A 15,565-nucleotide genomic window follows, 5' to 3' on the forward strand; every position below is an offset into this window, starting at 1 on the left:
CTACGGAAGCGGTTCGCGGGGTTGCAGCACGGCGAAGGAGGCTCCCTGGTCGTCGTGGAGGACGGCCATCCGGCCGTAGGGGATGTCGAAGGGCGGCTGGGAGACCCGGCCGCCGAGCCGGACGGCGAGTTCGGCGGCGGCGTCGCAGTCGGCGACGGCGAAGTAGACGAGGAAGTAGCTGGGCATCTCGGCCGGGAACGCGTCCGTGATGACGCTGCGGCCGCCGACGGCGGTGTCCGGGCCCGGTTCGGCGCCCGCCGGGGACCACATCCGGAAGTCGACCAGCGCCTCGGCGTCGTCGGACACGTCGTGGCCCGTCTCGTCCAGGTCGGTGCCGCGGAAGCCGAAGACCTTCTCGTAGAAGGGGTCCACCCGGTCGGGCTGCCGGGTGTAGACCTCGGTCCAGCAGAAGGAGGCGGGGTCGTTGCGCTTCTCGAAGCCCGCGCGCTCCTGCGGCTGCCAGAGCCCGAAGACCGCCCCTCCGGGGTCGGCCGCCTGCGCCACGATCGCGGTGCCGCCCGCCCGTACCGGGTCGGTGATGATCTGGCCGCCGTGTTCGCGGATCGCGGCGACGGTGGCCCGGATGTCGTCGGTGGAGAAGTAGACGCCCCAGGCCGTGGGCATCCGGCCGTCCTTCTTGGCGGCGAGTCCGGCGACCGGTCGGCCGTCGCTCAGCGCGTCCGCGAAGGGCATGCCGTCGCCGACCCGGAAGGTCCAGCCGAAGAGCCCGCCGTAGAACCGCTTGCCCGCTTCGAGGTCGGAGAGCTGCACGTCCGCCCAGCACGGCGCGGAATGCGCGAATGCGGCCATGGGCCCGAATCCTTCCGTAGCAGTGACGCCCGTCACAGTCAACGTAGCCTCGCCCCGGGTCCCGCGCCCCCCGGCGTACGGCTGACGTGCCCCGCGAGCGCCCGGGCGCCCCCTTGGCGAACTTTTGCCCGATAGATGAAGGGCATGCTCACCATGTGGACCAAAGTTGTCCACCGAAGTTGTCCACAGGCTGTTGATAACATTTACCGAGGCCACCACCCCCAGCCTCGGGGCCCTCGCGCACCGCGGCCGAAAACCGCCGTTGCCCGCCCGCGCATACCCCGCCGGTCCTGCGGCGTTCCCCATTTGCAGTCGGCCGAATCGCGCTCCCATCACCCCTCGGTAAGCTGACGGCATGACAGGACAAGTACGCACCGTCGACGGCCGCGTGGCCGGTCGACGCGGTCAGGCGACGCGGCAGAAGCTGCTCGACTGCCTCAGCGAGATGCTCAGCTCCTCGCCGTACCGGGACGTCAAAGTCATCGACGTCGCCCGGAAGGCCGGGACTTCACCCGCGACTTTCTACCAGTACTTCCCCGACGTGGAGGGCGCCGTCCTCGAAATCGCCGAGGAGGTCGCCAAGGAGGGCGCCGGACTGACCGAACTGGTCGCCGGGCGTTCCTGGGTCGGCAAGGCCGGCTGGGCCACCTCCGAGCAACTCGTCGAGGGATTCCTCGACTTCTGGCGGCACAACGACGCGATCCTCCGGGTGATCGACCTCGGCGCGGCCGAGGGGGACAAGCGGTTCTACAAGATCCGTATGAAGATCCTCAACTCGGTCACCAACTCCCTCACGGAGTCCGTGAAGGAGCTTCAGAGCAAGGGCAAGGTCGACAAGGACGTCAGTCCGGCGGCGATGGCCGGCTCCCTGGTGGCGATGCTGGCCGCGGTAGCCTCGCACCAGAAGGGTTTCACCACCTGGGGGGTGAAGCAGGCCGAACTGCGGCCCAACCTCGCCCTGCTGGTCCACCTCGGCATCACCGGCAGGAAGCCGACGAAGTAGCCCGCGCCGGAGGCCCGCCGGCCCCGGCCCCCCCTCCCCGCCGGGCGGGCGCCCGCCCACCCGGACACCCCACGTCCTGTCTCACCGACGGCGGACCACTCACGCGCTCCCGCGGGTGGTCCGCCGTCGGCGTTCCCGGACGGGGCCCCGCCCGACGGCCCGGGCCGACGTCAAGGCGGGCCGCCGCACGTCGAACCTGTCGTTCGGGGCACGCGGACCGCTTCAGTTCGAGGTGCCGTACGGGCACTCGTTGATCGCCAAGTACGCGATGGCCGCCCGCCGCCACATGCACGCGTACGGCACGACACTGGAGCAGCTCGCCGAGGTGGCGGTGACGGCGCGGGCGAACGCGGCGGCGAACCCGGAGGCGATGTTCCGGGACCCGATCACGGTCGACGACGTCCTCAACGGCCCGGTGATCGCGGACCCGTTCACCAAGCTGCACTGCTGCATCCGCGGCGACGGGAGGTGGGCGGTGCTGCTGGCCGCCGAGGAGTACGTCCCCGACACCGCGAAGGAGCCCGTCCGGATCCTGGGGCCCGGGGAGCACGTCTCGCACGCCGCGATGTCCGAGTGGGAGGACTTCACGGTCTCCCCCGCCGCCGTCTCCGACCGCCTCGCCTTCGAACGGGCCGGGGTGCGGCCCGCCGACATCGACCTGGCCGAGATCTACGACGCCTTCACGCACATGACGCTGGTGACGCTGGAGGACCTGGGCTTCCGCGCGAAGGGCGAGGGCGGGGCGTTCGTGGAGAAGGGCCGCACCGGGCTGCTCGGCGAGCTCCCGGTGAACACGGACGGCGGCGGCCTGTCCGCCTGCCACCCCGGGATGCGCGGGCTGTTCCTGCTGGTGAAGGCGGTGCGGCAACTGCGCGCGAGGCCGGTGAGCGCCAGGTGTTCAAGGCCGGGGGGCGCCTCCCGGAGCTGGCGGCGGCCTCCGGGAGCGGGCGGCTGGTTCTGCTCGTCGGGGACGGTGGTGCTGGGGCGGGGGTGACGGGGTCCGGCCCCGTGCGTCCCTGCGGACGGAGCCCTGTGCGGTCCAATGGCCTCCATGAGCGACCACACACCGCACCGCTTCCGCGACCTCCTGCACGCCCAGCGCGTCTGGGACACCGAGCTGCCGTCCTTCGATCCGGAGTCGGCCCCGCCCGTCCCGGTCCCCCTCTTCCACGCCTGGTTCGCCGAGGCCGTCGCGGCGGGGCAGCCGGAGCCGCACGCGATGAGCCTCGCCACCGCCGACACCGAGGGCCTCCCCGACGTACGCACGCTGCTCCTCCACGACGCCGACGAGCGCGGCTTCCACTTCGCCACCCACGCCACCAGCGCCAAAGGCCACCAGCTCGCCGCCCGCCCGCACGCCGCGCTCGGCTTCTACTGGCCCGCGCAGGGCCGACAGGTACGGGTCCGGGGCCCGGTCGTCCGCTGCACGCCCGCCGAGAGCCACGCCGACCTGCACGCCCGCTCCACCGGGGCGCTCGCCGCCGCGCTGACCGGGACCCAGAGCGAGGCCGTCGGCTCGGTGGCGGAGCTGCACCGGGCGGCGGACGCGGCCTGGGAGCGGGCCCGGGCCGAACCGGACACGGAGGCCCCGGCCTGGACCCGGTACGTGGTCGAGCCGGCCGAGGCCGAGTTCTTCCAGGGTGACGCCCGGCGACGCCACATCCGGCTGCGCTACCGGCGCCGGGAGAGCGGCCCGGCGAACGACGGCTGGACGCGCGAGCTGCTCTGGCCCTGACCGGCCCGGACAGCGACCGGCCCAGACGGCACTTTTACCCGGTTCTCACCGTAAGGGGGCACTATGGGAGTCAGGTGAGAGGTGAGCTGTTGGGAGGCACCGATGCCACGAGCCCGTTCGCGTTACGCCCCCGACCGGGGTCTGACCGGTCGCATGGTGACCACCATGTTCCTGATCGGCCTGCTCTACGTCGTCTTCGTGGGCGTGCTCCTCGCGGCCCTGCAAGGCTCCTGGCCGATCATCCTGGTCATCACGGGCGGCCTGTTCATCGCCCAGTTCTGGTTCAGCGACCGCATCGCCGCGTACGGCATGGGGGCCCGCGAGGTCACCCCCGAGCAGGCCCCCGAGCTGCACGGCACCATCGACCGCATCTGCGCGCTGGCCGACATGCCCAAGCCGAAGGTGGCCATCGCGGAGAGCGACGTGCCGAACGCGTTCGCCACCGGCCGGAGCGAGAAGACGGCCCTTGTCTGCGCCACGACGGGCCTGCTGCGCCGGCTGGAGCCGCAGGAGCTGGAGGGGGTCCTCGCCCACGAGATGTCGCACGTCGCGCACCGGGACGTCGCCGTCATGACGATCGCCTCGTTCCTCGGGGTGCTGGCGGGCATCATCACCCGTATCGCCCTGTGGGGCGGCTTCGCCCGCAGCAGGCCGGGCAACGACCCGGCGGGCATCCTCCTGCTGCTGATCCCGCTGATCAGCGCCGTCGTGTACGCGATCAGCTTCCTGCTGACCCGGCTGCTCTCGCGCTACCGCGAGCTGTCCGCCGACCGGGCCGCCGCCCTGCTCACCGGCCGGCCCTCCTCGCTCGCCTCCGCCCTGACGAAGATCAGCGGGCAGATGGCCCGCATTCCCACGGAGGACCTGCGGAAGGCGGAGCCGTACAACGCGTTCTACTTCGTCCCGGCGTTCTCCTCGAAGGAGAGCCTGGGCCGGCTGTTCTCCTCCCACCCGACGCTGGAACAGCGCCTGGACCAGCTGTCCCGCATCTCCACCGACCTGTCCCGTTGAGCGACGTCAAGGAGTGACGACCGTGGGCCTGCTCGACGTGATCCTCGGCCGGAGCAAACCCGTCCGCCCCGACCTCGACCAGCTCTTCGCCGTCCCCTCGGCCACTCTCACCCTCCAGGCCGCCACCGGCCTCGCCCCGACCGGCCTGGGCTCGGTCTGCTTCGCGGGAGTGGAGGGCGGCGGTTTCTCACGCCTCCAGGAGGACGTACGGGAGCTGCTGGACGCGGACACGGAGCGCGGCGGCATTCCGGTGGAGTTCAGCCGGGACGCGTACGGCTACACCTGGCTGCTGGCCAGCCACCCGGCGGACGACTCGGCCGCCCTGGTCAACGACCTGCACGCGGTCAACACACTGCTCCAGGACGGCGGCTTCGGCCCGCACCTGCTCTGCTCGCTGATCAGCTTCCGGGACGCGGAGGGGCGTGCGCTGGCGTTGGTGTACCTCTACAAGCGCGGCACGTTCTACCCGTTCGCCCCGCTGCCCGGCGGTGCCGAGAAGCGGGACAACCAGCTGGAGCTCCAGGTCAGGGGCGCACTCGGCGACGACCTCCGGGTGGAGAAGGACCTGTCCCGGTGGTTCCCGGTGTGGGGTGCGCCGGGGCTGTGATCAGCCGCTGACGGTGGTGGCGTGGTCCAGGAACGCGGTCCAGGCGGCCGGGGCCACGGCGAAGGTGGGCCCGTCGGTGACCTTGGAGTCGCGGACGTGGACGGTGTGGGGGCAGGTGGCGACCTCCACGCAGGCTTCGCCCTCGTTGTTGCTGTAGCTGGACTTGTGCCAGTCGTAGGCGACTTCGATGCAGGCCCCGCCCTCGTTGTTGCTGTAGCTGGACTTGAACCAGGTCAGTCCGGGTCCGTGGCTCACAGTTGTCTCACCTTCGTCTCGATGATCTCCGCCGACTTCCAGGGGTTGAGCGCCTGGGCCCGCAGAATGCCGAAGAGGTCGAGCTGGTCGCTCACCTGCTCCGGCTTCGAGATCAACCTATCGCCGCCCTGCCCCTCCGCGAACAGCAGATTGCGGCCTTCCGCCGTGGACATCAACTGCATGGGCCCGTTCAACCCGGCATGTGTGTGCTGGTCCGACGGCATCACCTGCACCGTCAGGTGGTTGAATCGCTCGATGCAGTCCAGCAGGTGACGCAACTGCTCCTTCAGCACCTCCGGTCCGCCCAGCGTCCGGTCCAGAACCGACTCCTCGATGACGTACCCGATACGCGGCGGCGGCTTCCGGGTCAGCACCGCCTGCCGTTCCAGCCGCGCTTCGACATGCCGGACGATCTCGGCCTCCGAGTACGCCGGTACGCGTGACCGGTACAGCGCGTTCGCGTACGCCTCGGTCTGGAGCAGGCCCGGGATCAGCATCGTCTCGTACGCGCTGATGACCCGCGCGAGCCGTTCCAGCCGCGCCCAGTCCAGGAACTTCGGCGGGTACTTCTCCTCGTCCACCAGCTCGCAGCACGCCTCCAACGCCCCGCCCGCCGCGAACGCCCGCTCCGCGTCCATCAGCAGGTCGCGCGAGGGGATGCGTTCCGCCCGCTCGACCGCGCCCATCAGCGACTCCGAGATCAGCAGTTGATCCGCCGCCGCCTTCTGCGTGAGCCCGGCCCGTGCCCGGTGGATACGGATCAGCTCCCCCACGAGCCGCCGTCCGTGCGTCAGTTCACCACTGACCCCCACAGCCATCACCGCCCTCCCCACATCACGTCGATGTGGACCGTGTCCTGCTGGTCACGCTACGCAGTCGGCGGAATGCTCGTAGCCATGACGAGCAAGAAGCACCCCGAATGGGTACCCGGCACCGGGCACCGACTGCACCTCTCCGGTATCCACTTCGACGCCATCCGGCTCCGGGGCGTCCGGGGCGAGGCCGTGCTCCAGCATCTGGCCACCCTGACGGAGGGCGAACCGGGCCCGGTCGTGCGGGAGATGGCGGGGGCCCGGTGGACGTACTTCCTGATCCCGCCGGGGTCGAGCGACGGGTACGACTGGCCGCCGGGCGCGAAGTGCTTCGGGCCGGCCGCGCGCGATCAGTGGGTGGGCATCCCCGCCCCGGACGGCAACACGTATCCGCTGAGCTGGCGGTGCGGGGCACCGGAGGAGGACGAGTTCGTGGACGCGGAGCTGCTGCACGGGCTGGTGATGGCCCAGTTGGCCCCGGCGGCGGCGACGGAGGAGTGAGCACCGGGCCGGGCGGGGGCTCACGGGCTCACGGGCTCACGGGCTCAGCATGATGCCGTGACGTGCGGGCCCCAGGCTCGCCCGGTAGCGGCGGACGCCCCAGCTGCGGTGTTCCAGCTCGGCGGCGACCAGCACCTCCGCCGTGTTCACCGCACCGGGGACCAGCTCCACCAGGGCGGCCACCGGGTGGTCGCCGACCAGCGGCAGGCGGCGCAGGCTGCGGAACTCCCACTGCGGGTCCGGCTGGGACGCCCCGTGGCCGCGCACGATCCACTCCTCCCGGCCGGGGCCCGCGTCCGGCTGCCGCTCGACGCCCACGTCCACGATGCCAGTGCTGACCGTGAAGCTGAGGCCGGTGCCGGGGCCGGCCGCCGCCGGGCGGGTACGTTCGCCCGGGTCGATGAGCCGGGCCACCGGCCGTACGGCGGGGTCCGGAGTGGTGAGGGAGACCGCCAGGGAGGCGTGCCGGAAGACACCCGGTGACTGCGGGGTCTCCGGACGGAAGGAGCACACCAGCAGCAGGTGGCGGTAGTCCCGCCCGGGCGTGCCGCGGACCTGGGTGAGCCAGTCGGCGGGGGCGCCCGGGTGGTCGGCGGGCAGCAGGTCCCAGCCGAAGGTGAGCCGGCCGCGAAGCGGCGCGTCGTCGCCCGGGGAGCCGAGCGTGCGCTCCGGCACGAGGGCGACATCGTGCAGCCGGACCTCGGTCATGTGCTGGCTCCCTTGCTCCGGCCCAGTAGAAAGGTGAACGCTCCCCAGTCACGGTATGCGGGGTACCTGGCCCGGGTGGCGGTCTGTGCCGCGCGGAACGCGCGCTCAAGATCCTCTCCCGATGCGGCCCGCACGTGCAGGCGATGGTAGAAGTACGCGGCCGGTTCTGGGCGTACGGCCCACAGGCAGCCCACGACGCCCTGCACACCGGCGGTGAGCAGGGCGGCCGGGACGCCGCGCACGTTGTCCGCCCGGTCGAAGCGGCCCAGCGCCGATTCGCAGGCGGCGAGCGTGACCAGGCGGACGCCGCTCAGGTCGAGTTCGAGGAAGTCGTGGGCGAAGACCCGGCCGTCGTCGTCATCGTCCGGGGTGAGGTAGAGGCAGTGCAGCCAGGGGGCGTCCTGGTCCAGCGTGCCGTGGACGGCGAGGTGGACCACGTCGGCCGTGGCGAGTTCGGCGAGCAGTCCGGCCCGAGTGGCGGCCGGACCGGTCACCGCGTCCGCGCCGACCGCTGTGGCAACGGCCCGGGCGTGCTCCTCCAGCGCGGGTTCGGCGGGCAGGCCGTAAGGGACGCCGCCGGCGGCCGAGGCCAGGACGGCGGTGCGGCGGGGGCGTACGGGGGCGTCGGCGGGGAGGAGCGCTTCGAGACCGGCGATGGTGGTGACGGTCCAGTCGTCGGCGATCGGGCGGCCCCCGGCGGTGCAGAGCGCGACCGGCAGGTAGTGCAGTGCGCCGTGCGGCCAGAGCAGGAGCCGGTCCTTGCCCCGGGCGCGCCACACGGCCCACCGGTCGCCCGCGACGAGCGGGAGTTCGTGTCCCGTGAGCAGGCGGCGGCCCTCCGGTGTCACGTCGCCGAAGAGCGGGTCGCGTTCGACCTCCGTGCGGACCGCCTCGACCAGGTCGGCGACGGGGTGCCGGTCGGCGTAGGCCGCGGCCCGTTCCGGCCCGCCGTCGGCGGGGTCGCCGAGCTGCACGATCATCGCGCTGTCCTCGCGGGTGACGGCGAGCAGGACGGCCGCACCGTTCACGGCGGTGGGCAGGAACCAGGTGAGCAGGACCGTGCGGTCGTCCAGCAGCTCCGCCGTACGCGCCCACAGGTGCGCGTCGTCCACGAACGCCGCCGAGCGGCTGCGCAGTTCGTCGTCGATGAACGAGGAGATGCGCCGACGCAGGTTACGGGCGAACTCCTCGCGTTCGTCGCCGCCCCGGGCGGCCCCGCCGCCCGCGCTGCCCTCGCCGCCTCCGCCGCTCTCATGGTCCTCGGCGCCTTCGCCTCCGGGGCGGTCCTCGGCGTCCAGCGCGCCGAGCAGGTTCGCCGTCGCGCCGCCGGGGGCGGTGGGGCTCTCCAGGGCGCGGAGTTTCTCGACGTAGTTCGCGATGTGCGGGGGTGGGGTGACCGGGCCGTCGATCCGGCGCCACGCGCCCGCCTCCGGGCCCTTGCCCGCCTGGTGGAGGCCGAGCATCAGGGCCACCGGCAGGGTCTCGGTCTCGACGGTGAGCTGCCATACGGCGGCGTGGACGAGGTCGCGCAGCACCTCGCCGAGCGCCGGGGCCCCGCTGGTGTCGAAGTTGGGGACGTCCACGATGATCGCGTACACGGCGTTCCTGAGGGCGTCGCCGCGCAGCAGCGGTATCTCCCGGAGGACGGGCAGCAAGCACGCCTGGGCCAGGTCCTGCTGGCCCAGGGAGGCGTAGGACAGAGCTGCGTACGTGGAGTGGCCCCACGGGAAGGGGACCGCGTCGGAGACCGGCTCGCCCTGCTCCACGGCCAGGCGGTACAGGTCCGCCGTCAGCAGTCTGACCGCCGCGCTGTCGCCCGGTCCCGCCTGCCGCAGGAGGCCGGCGCCCAGCGCGGGCTGCCGTCGGCCGCGGGCGTGGGCGGCGGCGTGCAGCAGCGCGGCGGACCGCCGGGCCGCCGGCCAGGACGCCGGAAAGGACCGCGGGAGGGGGCCGCCTGGGGCCGGGCAGCCGGTGGGGTCGTCGGGGAGTGCGTGCAGCCGGGCCTCCGTCAGCTGCCGGCGGTGCGCGGGGCCCCGGAGGAGGGAGAAGCTGTCGGCCCAGTCCAGTGCGGCACGGAGCAGCGGCCGGTCGGCGCGTTCCCGGGCGAGGCTGACGCCCTGGTCGACGGTGCGGGCGGCGACGGCACCGCCGTACGCGGCGAGGAAGGCCCCCGCGTCCGAGCCGAACACGTTCTCGCGTACGGCGTCGACGAGCGTGTCCGGCACGTCGGCCACCGACCGGAGCAGGAAGAGCAGCAGGTCCGGCGGAGCGGCCCCGGGCGCCTCGTACAGCGCGGCGAACGCGGCCCGCGCGGTCTCCTGGTCCACGCCTCCGTCCTCCCCGAGCACCTGGGCCAGCGCGGCCAGGACCGCCGGGCGCAGCGCGCTGCCCGGTCCGCGCTCCCGGTCGTCCGACTCGGCCGCCCTCAGCAGCAGTCGGCCCGCCTCCGCCCGCAGCCGCGAGTCGAACCGCAACGGCCGCTCCCCGCCGGGCCACGGCCGGTGCGGCGGAGAGCGGTACACGCCGGCGGCGAGCTGGGCGGCCCGCACGGTCCACGCCTCACCGGCGTACCCGTCGCCGCCCCGGTCCTCCGGCCCCCGCACCGCCAGCCGCAGCCTGGCGGCCGCCAGGAGGGCCGCCGCCAGGTCCGGGGAGCCCTCCAGCTCCGCGACGAGGCGGCCCGCCACCGCGTCGGCCTCCTCGAACACCGAGCGATCGCACCGCTGCGCCAGAACCGGCGCCGCGCTCTCGACCGTACGCAGCACCGCCTGCCGCCAGGTGGACTCCGCACCGCACTCCTCGGCGACCTCGGCCACCAGCCGCCAGTAGTGGTGGAGGACGTCGGCGGGCGCGTCCCGGCTCCGGGACGCCTCGGCGGTCAGCGCGTTCAGCATCGCCTCGGCGGTCAGTCCGCGCGCTTCCTCCAGCTCCCGCTCCAGTCCGCGCCGCGTCCGTTCCATGCCCCGGGCCCGCAGCTTGGCCGTGTCGAGGGACAGCACCCGGTCCCCGACATGGAGCGCCAGCTCCAGCAGGACGGACACCGGGTCGAGGACGTAGGTGACGGTGGGCGGACCGGCCTCCGCGTGGCCGGGCGGTCCGAACCGCACCCGGCCGGCGCAGACCATCCCCCGCCGCGTCTCGTCGGTCAGCACGCCGGCCATGTCGCCCGCGGCCGGCAGCACATGGGACACCACCAGGACGAGCGATCCGGCGCCGGCCGCCGTCTCCATCCAGCCGGCCGGCAGGTCCAGGCCGAGGTCGTACGCCAACTCCAGGCCGCCGGGGCCGAAGACGGCGAAGACGCCCGCCGCGTCCCGGTGGACGCACCACCGTGCGTCGACGGGGTCCGCGAACGGCAGTCCGTCCAGCGAGGTGAGCACGGCCAGCCCGCGCGCGCGGGCCCGGGTGAACAGGCTTCCGCCGGGACCGGCACCGGTGAACGGGCTGAGCCCCGCCTGCCCGACCGCCAGTCCGGCGTGCCGGACTCCGTCCACCTCCGCCAGGAACGCCCAGCCCGTGACATCCCCCGACCGTCGCACGCCGCTGCCCCCTCGCACCCGCGGATCATGGTCCCGGCGTCACCCTTCCACAGGCGGCGCACGCGGGCGGGCCGTTTCCCGGCGGAACCCGGCCGCCCGGCCCCTCCCGACGTCGCGGAATCCGGCGGCCCGGCCGCCTCCCGGGCTTCGCGGAGCCGGGGCCGGGGCCGGGGCCGGAAGGCCGGTGCGGAACCCGTCAGCCCCGGGGCCGGAAGACCGCCACGGCCTCGCCGCCGTTCTCCTCCGCGCCCCGGAACGTGCAGGCGATGCCCGTACCGCGTTCGAACCAGCCCTTCTTGTCCTTGTGCCGCCAGCTGTCCAGCCACCACAGGCCGAGACCTGTGCACAGGACGGCGAGCCATTCCGCACCGCTGAGCCGGATCGTCTGCATCGGGCCTCCGCTCGTCGCAATCTGACGATACGTCAATTCACCGGACACCCGCGCCCCGCGCAAGAGGCGCGCACGAGAGCCCAGGAACCGCGCGGCACCGGGAGCGCCCCGCCGCCGCACCGCGCCGCACCGCCGCACCCCGCCCCGTGATCAATTCGCAATCGATTTCCCTCTTGACCGAGACCCATCAACAGAGCGGGCGATTACGCTCCGAACCATGCCCAACAGCCCGTCCCCGTCCTCCGCCGGCAGTCACGTCGCCGCCCTCACCGACCGTACGGACGACCGTCCCGTCTACGTCATCGGCGGCGGGCCGGGAGGTCTCGCCGCCGCCGCCGCGCTGCGCGCCAGGGGCGTCCGGGCAGTGGTCCTGGAGAAGTCGGACCGGGTCGGCTCCTCCTGGCGCGGCCACTACGACCGGCTGCGCCTGCACACCACCCGCCGCTGGTCGGCGCTGCCGGGGCTGAAAATGCCGCGCGGGTTCGGGCGCTGGGTGGGCCGGGACGACATGGTGCGGTATCTGGAGAAGTACACCGAGCACCACGAGCTGGAAGTGGTGACGGGCGTCGAGGTGACCAGGATCGACCCGGCCCCCGACGGCTCCGGTGACTGGCAGCTCACGGCGACGGGTGGACGGGTCCTGCGGGGCCGCGCGGTCGTCGTCGCCACCGGCTTCAACCACACCCCGCACGTCCCCCGTTGGCCCGGGAGCGAGACGTTCACGGGCGAGCTGCTGCACGCGGCGGGGTACCGCAACCCGGCCCCGTACGCGGACCGGGACGTCCTGGTCGTCGGCATCGGCAACACGGGCGCGGAGATCGCGGCGGACCTCGCCGAGGGCGGGGCCTCCCGGGTCCGGATCGCGGTGCGCAACGCCCCGCACATCGTGCGCCGCTCGACGGCGGGCGTGCCCGCGCAGGCGGCGGGCATACTGATACGCCGCGTACCGGTGTGGCTCGCCGACCGGGCGGGCCGCCTGCTGAGCCGCGTCGCCACTCCCGACCTCAGCGGCCAGGGCCTCGCCCGGCCCACGACGGGCCTGTACACCCGCATGAAGGACGGCGCGACGCCGGTCCAGGACGTCGGCCTGACAGACTCGGTGAAGAAGGGCCGGGTCGTCCCCGTGGCGACGGTCGCCTCCTTCGACCGGGACACGGTGGTCCTGGCCGACGGCACCCGCATCACCCCGGACGCCGTCATCGCGGCCACCGGCTACGACCGTGCCCTGGAGCCCCTGCTCGGCCATCTGGACGTCCTGGACGCCCGGGGCCGCCCGGTCGCCCACGGCGGCCGGTCGCCAAAGGGCGCCCCGGGCCTCTACTTCACCGGCTTCACCAACCCGATCAGCGGGATGCTGCGCGAACTGGCCCTGGACGCCGAGAAGATCGCCAGGACGGTCGCGCGGACCGGCGCCGGCCTCCCGGCGCGGGGCCGGGGCTGAACGGCCCCGACCGGCTCCGGCGACCCCGCTCACAGGGGGGCCGGGCGGCGGACGGGGCGGGCGGGACCGGTGCGGGTGTCACCCGCGCGCGGTCGCGACGGTGAGACCCGCCATCCGGTCCAGACTGCGGGAGGTGGCCTCATCGGCCGGTGTCATCACGGTCATCCGGTGCCCCGTCTCGGGAACACCGGTGGAGACGAAGTTCAGCCGGAGCTGCCCGACCAGAGGGCTGTCGAGGCGTTTCGTCTCGTACCGCTGCGGCAGCACGTCGTGACGGGCCCACAGCCGGGCGAACTCCTTCGACCGTTCCCGGAGGTCGTCCACGATCCCGGCGGCGGCCGGAGTGCCGATGTCGGCGCCGACCTCGGCGTGCAGCCTCGCGACCATCCGGGCGGCGACCAGGTCACTGTCGACGTAGCGGCTGCGCCAGTCGGGGTCGGTGAAGAACTGCACCGCGCAGTTGCGTTCGCCGGGCGGGATGAGGTCCATGTCGGTGAACAGGAACCGGTAGGCGCGGTTGTAGGCCACCACATCGAACAGCGGGGTCTGGAGGCACGCGGGGAACGGGTCCAGCTTGTCCAGCACCGGCTGGAACGCCGCGGCGAGCCCGGGATCGCACTCGGCGGTCTCGGGATCCGGCGTACTCGGCCCCCCGGCGAGCCGGTACAGGTGCCGCCTCTCGGTGTCGTCCAGTTGCAGGGCCCGGGCGACCGCCTGAAGGACCTGGGTGCTGACGTTGATGGGCCGTCCCTGTTCGAGCCAGGTGTACCAGGTGACGCCGACCCCCGCGAGGACGGCGACCTCTTCGCGCCGCAGTCCGGGTGTCCGCCGTCGCCCCGTGGACGGGAGACCTGCCTGCTGCGGGGTCACCCGTTCGCGCCGACTGCGGAGGAAGTCGCCGACCTCGCGCCGGATCGCGGCGGGCCTGGCCTCGGTCATCTGCGTCCTTCCGTACGGAGACCTCGTATCCGGGTGCTGTCAGTACCCCCATAAACAGGCTCCTGGTTCCAGGATAAGCGGCGTCCCATGATCGGCGGCATGACCACTCCTTCCGCTCCGCACGACAGCCCTTCCTCCCCTGCACGCGAACCCGGCGGTGGCGGCCGCGCCGCGCCGCCGCCACCGCGCCTGTCCACGCCTCCGGCTCCGGGCCTGTCCACGCCTCCGGCTCCGGCTCCGGGCCTCGGGACGGGCCGGCTCCTGACGACCCTGTCGGCGCTGCTGCTGTCGGTGGTCAGCTTCGCGGCGGCGGGCATCGCCGTCCCGGACATCGGCGCTTCTCTGGGGGCCACGGCCGCCGAGCAGTCGTTGGTGGTGTCGGTGTACGCGTTGGGGTTCGCCATTCCGATGGTCCTCGGGGGCAGGCTCGGGGATCTGTACGGGCGGCGCCGGCTCTTCCTGCTCGGCATGGCCGGGTTCACCCTGTTCTCGCTGGTCGCGACCCTGGCTCCGAGCATCACCGTGCTGATCGCGGCGCGAGCCCTCACCGGGATCTCCGCGGCGGCCATGGTCCCCCAGGTGCTGGCGACGATCACGGCGTCCACCCAGGGGGCCGAACGCGCCCGTGCCGTCGCGCTGTTCGGTGCGACCGCGGGCGGGGCCACGGCGGTCGGCCAGGTCCTCGGCGGCGTGCTGCTGTCCGTCCCCCTGCTCGGTGCTCCCTGGCGCATGATCTTCGCGATGAGCGTACTCATGGGCGCGATCGCGTTCGCCGCGGCCCTGCGCTGGCTGCCCGACACCGGTGCGCCCGGCCACCGGTCGCTCGACCTGACCGGGACGGCGCTGCTCGGGCTCGCCCTGCTGGCGCTCATGATCCCGATCTCCCTGGGCGGCGCCCTGGGCTGGCCGGTCTGGTGCTGGGTGATGCTGGGGGCGGCGCCGGTGCTGTTCGCGGCCTTCTGGCAGTGGCAGTTGCGGCTGCACCGGGGCGACCGCGTTCCGCTCGTCCCGCCGCCCCTGTTCCGGCTCGGCTCCTACCGGATCGGGCTGGTGATGGCGTTGGTGCTCCAGTCCGCGTTCGGCGGGTTCACGTTCCTCTACGCCATCTCCACGCAGACGGGGCTCGGATGGTCCCCCATGCACGCGGCCCTCGTCCTGCTGCCGTTCTCCCTGTGCTTCCTGACCGTGTCGATCTGGTCGGGGAAGCTCGCGCCCCGTTTCGGGTTCCGCAGGCTCCTCACCATCGGCGGACTCGTCCAGGCCGCGCTTCTGGGCGCCACAGCCACCTCCGTGTTCCTCCAGGGCGCCGGTCTGAACTCGTGGACGTTCGCCGCCCTCCTCGTCGGCGTCGGCGTCGGTCAGGCCCTCATGTTCGGGCCGCTCGTCGGCGCGATGATCGCCGAGGTGCCGCCGGCCTCGGCGGGAGCGGCGTCCGGTGTGCTGCAAACCACACAGCAGGCCGCGATGGGCCTCGGCGTCGCCGTCGCGGGTGGACTGCTCGGTGCGGCCCTGGCCGGTTCCACAGCCCCGACGGGCCAGGCGTACACGAGCGCGCTGGCGATCTGCATGCTCGTCCAGGCCGCCTTCGCCGTCGCGTTCGCCCTGTGCGCACTCGCCCTGCCCCGGCGCTGACGGCGCCGGGCCGCCGCCGGGGCCCGGCGCGCGTGCCGGGTCCTTCGCCGTTCCGGGCGGGCCCGCGCCCGCCGGGCCGGCGAAGGCGCCGCGCCCACGTCGTCACGCACCGCCCGGACCGTGCCCGGACCGGCTCGCGGGGGCGTGGGCCGTGGGGCGGACGGCGTCGGGCCCGGTCGGC

General features: G+C 73.4%; 14 protein-coding genes and 1 pseudogene. 8 read left to right on the plus strand and 7 right to left on the minus strand.

What is annotated here, in order from left to right:
• Nucleotides 1-810: a VOC family protein gene (locus tag ACIQMU_RS10000; RefSeq protein WP_402688614.1), complete on the minus strand. Its 810-nt coding sequence runs from the start codon at nucleotides 808-810 to the stop codon at nucleotides 1-3.
• 355 nt (nucleotides 811-1,165) lie between these two features.
• On the opposite strand from ACIQMU_RS10000, the gene ACIQMU_RS10005 reads away from it, so the two are divergent.
• The 5 genes from ACIQMU_RS10005 to ACIQMU_RS10025 all read left to right on the plus strand — a co-directional run bounded on the left by ACIQMU_RS10005 (nucleotide 1,166) and on the right by ACIQMU_RS10025 (nucleotide 5,166).
• Nucleotides 1,166-1,813: a TetR family transcriptional regulator gene (locus ACIQMU_RS10005; RefSeq protein ID WP_352242906.1), complete on the plus strand. Its 648-nt coding sequence runs from the start codon at nucleotides 1,166-1,168 to the stop codon at nucleotides 1,811-1,813.
• 250 nt (nucleotides 1,814-2,063) lie between these two features.
• Nucleotides 2,064-2,807: a thiolase C-terminal domain-containing protein gene (locus ACIQMU_RS10010; RefSeq protein WP_402688615.1), complete on the plus strand. Its 744-nt coding sequence runs from the start codon at nucleotides 2,064-2,066 to the stop codon at nucleotides 2,805-2,807.
• 48 nt (nucleotides 2,808-2,855) lie between these two features.
• The gene (locus ACIQMU_RS10015) at nucleotides 2,856-3,548 is read left to right on the plus strand and encodes a pyridoxal 5'-phosphate synthase (RefSeq protein ID WP_402688616.1); all 693 of its coding nucleotides are present in this window, start codon (nucleotides 2,856-2,858) and stop codon (nucleotides 3,546-3,548) included.
• A 102-nt stretch (nucleotides 3,549-3,650) separates the two neighbouring features.
• On the plus strand, nucleotides 3,651-4,559 hold the full coding sequence (htpX, locus tag ACIQMU_RS10020; RefSeq protein ID WP_402688617.1) for a zinc metalloprotease HtpX: 909 nt from the start codon (nucleotides 3,651-3,653) through the stop codon (nucleotides 4,557-4,559).
• Between the two features lie 22 nt (nucleotides 4,560-4,581).
• On the plus strand, nucleotides 4,582-5,166 hold the full coding sequence (locus ACIQMU_RS10025; RefSeq protein WP_402688618.1) for a hypothetical protein: 585 nt from the start codon (nucleotides 4,582-4,584) through the stop codon (nucleotides 5,164-5,166).
• Here ACIQMU_RS10025 and ACIQMU_RS10030 read toward each other — a convergent pair whose 3' ends face one another.
• Together ACIQMU_RS10030 and ACIQMU_RS10035 are read right to left on the minus strand one after the other, a co-directional pair.
• On the minus strand, nucleotides 5,167-5,421 hold the full coding sequence (locus ACIQMU_RS10030; protein WP_402688619.1) for a DUF397 domain-containing protein: 255 nt from the start codon (nucleotides 5,419-5,421) through the stop codon (nucleotides 5,167-5,169). It lies immediately after the preceding gene.
• Nucleotides 5,418-6,239, minus strand: coding sequence for a Scr1 family TA system antitoxin-like transcriptional regulator (locus tag ACIQMU_RS10035; protein WP_402688620.1), 822 nt, complete (start codon nucleotides 6,237-6,239; stop codon nucleotides 5,418-5,420). The genes ACIQMU_RS10030 and ACIQMU_RS10035 overlap by 4 nt, the downstream gene beginning before the upstream one ends.
• Before the next feature lie 78 nt (nucleotides 6,240-6,317).
• Here ACIQMU_RS10035 and ACIQMU_RS10040 point away from each other — a divergent pair, with 78 nt between their 5' ends.
• The gene (locus tag ACIQMU_RS10040; protein ID WP_402688621.1) at nucleotides 6,318-6,734 is read left to right on the plus strand and encodes a hypothetical protein; all 417 of its coding nucleotides are present in this window, start codon (nucleotides 6,318-6,320) and stop codon (nucleotides 6,732-6,734) included.
• A gap of 36 nt (nucleotides 6,735-6,770) precedes the next feature.
• On the opposite strand, the gene ACIQMU_RS10045 is transcribed toward ACIQMU_RS10040, so the two are convergent.
• The 3 genes and pseudogenes from ACIQMU_RS10045 to ACIQMU_RS10055 form a co-directional block, all read right to left on the minus strand.
• Nucleotides 6,771-7,442: a hypothetical protein gene (locus tag ACIQMU_RS10045; RefSeq protein ID WP_402688622.1), complete on the minus strand. Its 672-nt coding sequence runs from the start codon at nucleotides 7,440-7,442 to the stop codon at nucleotides 6,771-6,773.
• Nucleotides 7,439-10,981, minus strand: a complete 3,543-nt coding sequence (locus tag ACIQMU_RS10050) for a CHAT domain-containing protein (protein ID WP_402688623.1) — start codon at nucleotides 10,979-10,981, stop codon at nucleotides 7,439-7,441. The genes ACIQMU_RS10045 and ACIQMU_RS10050 overlap by 4 nt, the downstream gene beginning before the upstream one ends.
• A gap of 262 nt (nucleotides 10,982-11,243) precedes the next feature.
• Nucleotides 11,244-11,372, minus strand: a pseudogene (locus ACIQMU_RS10055) (DoxX family protein); the annotation flags it as partial.
• A gap of 217 nt (nucleotides 11,373-11,589) precedes the next feature.
• On the opposite strand from ACIQMU_RS10055, the gene ACIQMU_RS10060 reads away from it, so the two are divergent.
• Nucleotides 11,590-12,813 (plus strand): flavin-containing monooxygenase, encoded by a 1,224-nt coding sequence (locus ACIQMU_RS10060; RefSeq protein WP_402688624.1) that lies wholly within the window; start codon nucleotides 11,590-11,592, stop codon nucleotides 12,811-12,813.
• 78 nt (nucleotides 12,814-12,891) lie between these two features.
• On the opposite strand, the gene ACIQMU_RS10065 is transcribed toward ACIQMU_RS10060, so the two are convergent.
• Nucleotides 12,892-13,752 (minus strand): helix-turn-helix transcriptional regulator, encoded by an 861-nt coding sequence (locus ACIQMU_RS10065; protein WP_352242916.1) that lies wholly within the window; start codon nucleotides 13,750-13,752, stop codon nucleotides 12,892-12,894.
• 99 nt (nucleotides 13,753-13,851) lie between these two features.
• Between ACIQMU_RS10065 and ACIQMU_RS10070 the strand changes: the two genes are divergently transcribed.
• Entirely contained in the window at nucleotides 13,852-15,384 is a 1,533-nt protein-coding gene (locus ACIQMU_RS10070) for an MFS transporter (RefSeq protein WP_352242917.1), read from the plus strand.
• Nucleotides 15,385-15,565 lie beyond the last annotated feature (181 nt).

The sequence above is a fragment of the Streptomyces sp. NPDC091649 genome, from assembly GCF_044756785.1.
GTDB lineage: Bacteria > Actinomycetota > Actinomycetes > Streptomycetales > Streptomycetaceae > Streptomyces.